Here is a 7,086-nt window from a genome sequence, read left to right as displayed (position 1 = left end):
TTCTCTTCCACCGGTTTTAGATGATTTGACCTTTTTCTCAGCTTGTTTTGGAGTTTCATTCAAGTAGATTGCAGTGTTTGGCTTGCTGCTTGACATCTTATCTCCAGTAAGACCTGTCAAGAACCTATGATAAGTGGAAGCAGGAGCTAAGAATCCAAATTCCTCATTCAATTTAGCTGCAATGTCTCTAGTCAATCTTAAGTGAGGGTCCTGGTCTACACCTACAGGAACAACAACCTGTTTTGGTCCTCCGAATTCCTCAGTTTGAGGAAGCAAAATGTCTGCAACCTGAACTAAAGGAACGTATAGATGTGCAATGTTAGTGCTTGCATTAAATCCATAAATTGCATGCATATTGTTGAAATTGACCCTTTTTGCAATCTTGAATGTCAAGTCATTCAAGGTTTTGTTTTGGGACTGGAGATATACATTAACATTATCTGCAGTTAAGTCAAGACCTAAAGCAATGTAATTAGCCAAATACTCATTGATAGCTATTTCCTTTGCCTTTTCAAAACTGATTCCCCTTGCAGCATATGATTCCATATCTGCAATAGACAAGGATAATGAAGCGCCTTTTTCAAAATACCATTTCAATTGGTCAATGACCATCTTATGGCCAATGTGCATCTGGCCACTTGGCATCATTCCAGTCATTACTGCAAAGTCCTTCTTGCCATTGATTAATGGAACCAATTTATCAAAGTCCCTATGGCCAAAAATAACTCCTCTTTTCATCAATCTTGCAGGATCTTCAATCTTCCCTAAAAGTTCTGAAAAGTCTTTTATACCAAACTGATTAACTAATTTATCATAATCTACTATAGATGAGCCCCATGGATCAATCAAAAAATCACCTTAAATATAATATCTTTCTTTAAATTGAATAGTTAGATAATAATTATTATGTTTTTTATTGTAAGTGTTTAAATAATTATATGTATTTTTAATTAAAATTATTTAAAATTTTTATCTGAAAATTTATAATAATTATAGCATTAATTTTAGTTTTAATTCTAATCTTAATTATAATTAATATGCTATTAATTAAATATGATTTACAAGTTAATAAAAATAACTAATAAAAAATTAAAAAAATAGCTATCAAAAAATAAAAAAATCTTAAAAATAAACCTTAAGAAAGTATTAAGAAAAAATAAAAATGAAAATAATGAAATTAATTTAAAAATAGCTATGGACGAGTCCATTCTATATTATAATAGGTAACGTCCAAATCGTCATCAACCACTGCAAGCAATAGCTTCTTGTTTACACCATGAGAAACTCTCACATAGCTTGCAAAGTCCAATACATTAACCTCATTTGTTTCATACAATACCTTAACCAGGAAGTCAGAGTGTGCATGGCCAGGACCGGTGCCCCTTTCATAAAGCCTGAATTCAGATCCGTACTTGAATCCTGTCTTGATAATGTAACCTCTGTTTTTCAAATCCCTATAAACAAGGTATTTGCCGTAAATCTCCTCTTCCTTGATTAAATCAATGATGTAATTCACATCACATTTCTTGTCATTTTCATAAATGTCCAAACGTCCGCTTTCCATCAAATAGCACGCTTCAATAATGGAAAGCTCTAAGCAATCCTCGGACAATTTACCGAATTGGCTTTTTTGATTAAGGGAAACAGCCCTTTGGTTACCCTCTTCAATCTTTATGGTTACAATACCTTCACATAAATCTCCACGCATCTAAACACCTAAATAAAAATCCATAATAATGAAATAAGAAAAATTAAAAAAAGTATAAAAAAATTTTAGTAAAAAATTTTAGTTAAAAATTATTATTTAACTGATTAGTAAAAAAACAATCATTTAAAAATCAATTTTTTAAAAATCAATTATTTAATAACTAGAATGTTTTTACAAATATGTTATTTGCCAAATCCCTTGAAACTTCTATTTGGGAATCGTCAATAAAGACATTATAATCAGAAGTTTCAGAATCGGATATTCTGATTTTGGATCCTATAGCAATTCCAGCATCCATTGCATCAGAAAGGGAAGAATCGCCACCTCTTATAAAGAGGACTTCACCTTCTTCACCAGAAGCCAATTGGGAGATGGACAATAAATTGAATTCCCTAACGCCAATGTCTTCAATGTCGCTTTGATTGTTTACGCAGTCATCACAGTTAGCGAAATCAAAGTCACATGCAGGAATCAAATGGTCATCAGGACATGTATCAGGATGTTCCAACATATGGCAAATAGCTCTTTCAGCCTCATCAGACAAGGAATGTTCCATTTCACAAGCTTGAGCATGAAGGTTTTCATCCTTGATTTTCAAGACATCTTTTAGGAATCTTTCAAGAATTCTATGTTTACGTGTAATCTTTTGAGCTATTTTGCTACCTTCATCAGTTAAAGAAGCCCCTTTGTATGGAACATAATCAATATAACCAATATCTTCAAGTTTTTTAAGCATTTGAGTAACACTACCTGGCGCAATACCTAACTCTCTTGATAAAGTTGTTGTAGACACAGGGGAGTCTTTACTTCCGAACTTGTAAAGAACTTCCAAATACTCTTCAATGTTTTCACTAATTTCTTTAGCCATGTAGAACCTCCGTGATTTATTTAATTGAATTTTCTTTTTAAAATTATTTAAATTAATTTTTATTGATTAAAAATTATCTAATTACCATATAAGACAATCTCATATGATTTTATCTCATATAATAATATTTTATATAAAAAGTATATAAAGTTTTGGATAACCTAAAATTTTATAACAATGCTATGGAAAATAAATGAAATCTATAAAAAAGTTGTTTGGGAAGTTTTTAAAAAAATTAGAATAAAATTCTAAAAAAATAGTTAAAAAAATTGAAAAAATAAAAAAGTTATTTAAAATGGAATATTTCTGTAAATGCGGAGTCTTTTATAGGACTTTGTATTCCAGTTCTTAATATGGCCTAAACTGTTTCTATAGCTGGTTCCATCTGCAGAATACCATCTTCCATTTACATATATCTGAGCCCATACATGACCTGTAGTTAACCCTGAACCGAATTTGCATCCTTTTGCATGAGCATATCTCGCAGGAATCTTGGATGCTCTGCATAAAGCAACTATCAGATTTGAATGATCACAGCAATTTCCCCTTTTGGTTTTCAATGTCTTTGCAGCACCTTTCTTGGAATTTGCATAATAGCTGTATCCTAAATTATCCCTAACATAATTGAATATCGCTGTTGCCTTCTCCAATTTAGTGGAATATTTGCTTGTAAGCTTTTTGGATAGTTTTCTAATGGCTTTGGTTATCTTAGCGTATCCTCCACCATATTTATATTTGCTTACAGAACGTTTTGTGTTCTGATTCAATCCTTTCTTGAACTGGCCTGAAGGGTCTATGATTTCCAAGGTAGATGAATTGCTTGATGGGCCATAAACTCCATTGTTGCCATATGAAAAGCTTATTTTGTATTTTCCTCTTGAAAGCTTAAGTCTGATATAAGCTATTCCAGTATTCCAAGTAGTTCTTGTATAAGTCTTTCCTTTGATTGTAAACTTGACCTTTTCTTTCTTCAACACTTTCCCATCAATGCCTTTTAATAATATCTTAAAGCAATTTCCTTTAAGGATAATGTAAATCAAAGGTTTTGTATAGGTTTTCTTATATACTGGCAAGGTCATGGACAATGTTGATTGGTCAAAATAACCCTCACCATCGAAAACACAGGTAAGATTAACAGAACTCTTATCAGAAGGCATCTTCATATAAACTTGACCTTTTGAATCAGTGGTTTTAATGTATTCTACTCCATCCACATAGATGATTAATTCCTTATTTGATAATGCATTTCCATTTGAATCAACAAGCTTTAGAGTGAAATCGGAAGATCTGTAAGCATAATCCTTTGGAGTTTGAATTACAGTCTTTTCATACAATATCACATTGGAAACAACAGATTCGGCAGGATTGTAATCCAAGTCACCATCATATGAAACTTGAATGTTATGAATACCTCTCATGCTTAAATCCAAGGATAAAACGGCTATTCCCTCTTCATCAGTATATGCAGTTTCAAATGTGTAAATTCCTTCAGGGTTTTCGATTCTAAAGTTAATCAATGCACCACTTATAGGATTATTGTCCTCATCCACCAATTTTACAAAATAATCTTCATTTCCATATATTTTCCAGTCATCTTGAGAAAGGATTTCAAGACTTGTATCCTTTGGTTCTGGCTCTTCTTCAGCGGATAAATCATCATTATCCTGAACATTATCATTTAAATTTTCATCTAAATCATCCTCTAAACTCTCATCTAAGTAATCATCTAAACTATCGTCTAAATTAGCAGATAAAATTTCATTTTGATCTTCATTTAGAGAATCATTTAAAGTCATATTATCGCTTAAAGCTGAAAAATCATCACTGACTAAAGCCCATGAATTTTCATCCATACTGTCTGCTGAAACTGCAGATACAGACAGTATTGTTATCAAAAGCAATAATAATGCAAATTTATACTTAATAGTTACACCAGCCGGAAAATCTTGGAATAAAAAATTCGATTATTTTAAAATTGTTTTTAAAAATTAGAGAGTAATTTGAATCAATTACTAAAAATAATAAGAAATAAAAGTTTTTTAAAATAATGTTTGAATCAGTAATTTGAATTAATAATTTTTATTAATACATTACATTACTATTTTAATAATTTATTATATAAAAAATTAATCTTAATCAAGAAAATATTAAAAAAGGTTAAAGAAAAATAAGAATTATTTTAAAAAAAAGTTTAAAAAATCATTAATAATTAAGATTTATTGAAAAAAAGAGTTTAAAATAAGAGTAAAATAAGAGTTAAAATAAGAGTAAAATAAGAGTAAAATAAGAGTAAAATAAGAGTAAAATAAGAGTTAAAATAAGAGTTTAAAAAAATTAATCAAAAATAAAATTAATTAAAAAAATAAAAAAATTTGGATAAGAGGAAATCCTCTTATATCCATTTTAAATACTTTAATACTAGAATGGTACAGCAGCATAACGATTCAAATTGCTGTATGAATTTGTGTTCCAATTCTTAATGTTACCTAATTTATTTCTCACACTTGTAGCATCAGCGGAATACCAAACACCATTTACGAGAATTTGAGCCCATACGTGTCCGGTTACTAAACCGCTTGAGAATGTACATCCTTTTGCATGAGAGTACCTTGCAGGAATGTTTGAAGCTCTGCATAATGCAACAACTAAACTTGCTTGGTCCACACAGTTTCCTGAACCAGCACTTAGGGTTCCTGAAGCCCCATGTTTAGAGTTTGCATAATAGCTATAATCAATTTCATCTCTGACATAATTATAGATTGCTTGAGCCTTTTCCTCAGTAGTCTTCAAACCTTTAGTCAATTGACTTGCCAAGTTCTTGATTGAACTTGTAATTGCTGATTGGCCAGTTCCAACCAAATATTTGGTAAGGTTTGATTCTGTATTCTTCTCATTTAAACCTGCTTTGAATTGACTGGAATTATAAGGTATTTTAGATGAGACATTAATTGGAGGAACTACAATTCCATTGAATACAGAACTTTCGAAAGTACAATAATTAGGCAAAGCATTATGAGACTTATGGAAATCTAAAATCTTAGCAAATGAATAAGTGTATAAATCAAATTCTGCATTACCTAAAGATTTACCAGAACTACTATAAACCTTAGCGTAAACAGGGGGAACATTATTTGATTCCGCAAAAGACAATACTCTTTTTGACAAGTCAACATATTGAGCCTTGTAAACTGTAGCGTCCATTGAATCCCCTTCGGATTTACAAGTGGACAAGCTACTTGGAAGAGCAATTGCATTTTTGTTACCAGCATTAATATTATAGACAGCTTTAGTCATTAGATATGAGAATTGTGAAATACTTAATTTCTTGCTTGCGACTGTAACAGTACTAGGCAATACATCATTATTGTCAACATATTTCTTCACATTGGTAGCGGCTGCTTCGATTTCACCTAAAGTGAATGCATTTGTATCCTTTACAGTTACGCTTTGAGATAATTTTGATGACTTGTATGTGGAAGATCCCGCATATGAAGAGACTACAGAGTAGGTTCCTCCATTTAAGTTAATCTTAAGTGAAGCCACTCCTTTTGAGTCAGTTGTCTTATCATAGGACTTTCCAGATATTGTAAAGGTTACTTTCTGACTAGCTAAACCTTTACCGTTATCATCAACCAATGTCACAGAATAGGTATCCCCTTTCTTAATGCTGCTTGAACCGGCTTTAATGCTTGTAGCCTTCTTAGCAGGGGTAAAAGCACTGCTGTCAAAAGTACAGTAATTCGGCAAGTAATTCTTAGACTTATGGAAATCTAAAATCTTAGCAAATGAATAAGTGTATAAATTGAAATTTGCCTTACCGATAACCTTGCCAGATGTGTCTTTAACAGACCAGTAAGTTGAAGGTGCTTTTTTAGATTCTATTCTTGAAATTGTCTTTTTAGCTAAATCTACGTATGGAGCTTTATAAACAGTAGCTTTAAATGAATGTGCAGAGGAATTACGGTTTGTAATGCCGGATACAAGAAGGATATCTCCCTTTTTATTGGAATTAAGGTTGGATATCGCCTTTGATGAAAGGTAGCTGAACTCAGATATCTTGAGAGTTTTGGAACCTACTTTCACAGTATTAGGCATTTTCCTATTCTTTTCAACATAATTCTTTACATTTGTAGCTGCATCTTCAATTTCCTTAAGTGTGAAAAAGTTAGGGTTTTTCAATACAGTCATGCTTACAGATAATTTTGATGCCTTATATTTGGAAGATCCTGCATAGGAACAAACCATAGGGTATTTTCCTTCTTTCAAATTAATTTGAAGATAAGCAGAACCTTTCTTATCTGTAGTTAAAGTATAAGTTTTGCTGTTTATATTGAAGCTAACCTTTTGACCAGATAGGACATTGCCACTGCCATCAGTTAAAGTGAGCTTATATGATTTTCCTCTGGTAATTGTGCTTGAACTTCCTTTAAGAGTTGTAGCCTTTTTAGCCGGAGCAAAATCACCACTGTCAAAAGTACAGTAATTCGGCAAGTAATTCTTAGACTTATGG

Annotated in this window: 5 protein-coding genes; all 5 read right to left on the bottom strand. The window is 31.6% G+C overall.

The window, feature by feature from the left end; genetic code table 11:
* A partial coding sequence (locus Q0409_RS07810; protein ID WP_298536741.1) for a tryptophan--tRNA ligase occupies positions 1–849 on the bottom strand: 849 nt, incomplete at its 3' end.
* A gap of 343 nt (positions 850–1,192) precedes the next feature.
* Positions 1,193–1,708 (bottom strand): tRNA-intron lyase, encoded by a 516-nt coding sequence (gene endA / locus Q0409_RS07805; protein WP_296856247.1) that lies wholly within the window; start codon positions 1,706–1,708, stop codon positions 1,193–1,195.
* Positions 1,709–1,868: 160 nt separating this feature from the next.
* A complete protein-coding gene (locus Q0409_RS07800; RefSeq protein ID WP_298536738.1) occupies positions 1,869–2,576 on the bottom strand; it encodes a metal-dependent transcriptional regulator in 708 nt (235 codons plus the stop codon).
* Between the two features lie 290 nt (positions 2,577–2,866).
* On the bottom strand, positions 2,867–4,471 hold the full coding sequence (locus Q0409_RS07795; protein WP_298536736.1) for a transglutaminase domain-containing protein: 1,605 nt from the start codon (positions 4,469–4,471) through the stop codon (positions 2,867–2,869).
* A 523-nt stretch (positions 4,472–4,994) separates the two neighbouring features.
* Positions 4,995–7,086, bottom strand: a 2,092-nt coding sequence (locus Q0409_RS07790; RefSeq protein WP_298536735.1) for a pseudomurein-binding repeat-containing protein, incomplete at its 5' end; no start/stop codon positions are given.

This window comes from uncultured Methanobrevibacter sp. (genome assembly GCF_937898925.1).
Lineage (GTDB): Archaea > Methanobacteriota > Methanobacteria > Methanobacteriales > Methanobacteriaceae > Methanobrevibacter.
This window is presented reverse-complemented; position numbering and strand designations above follow the sequence as displayed.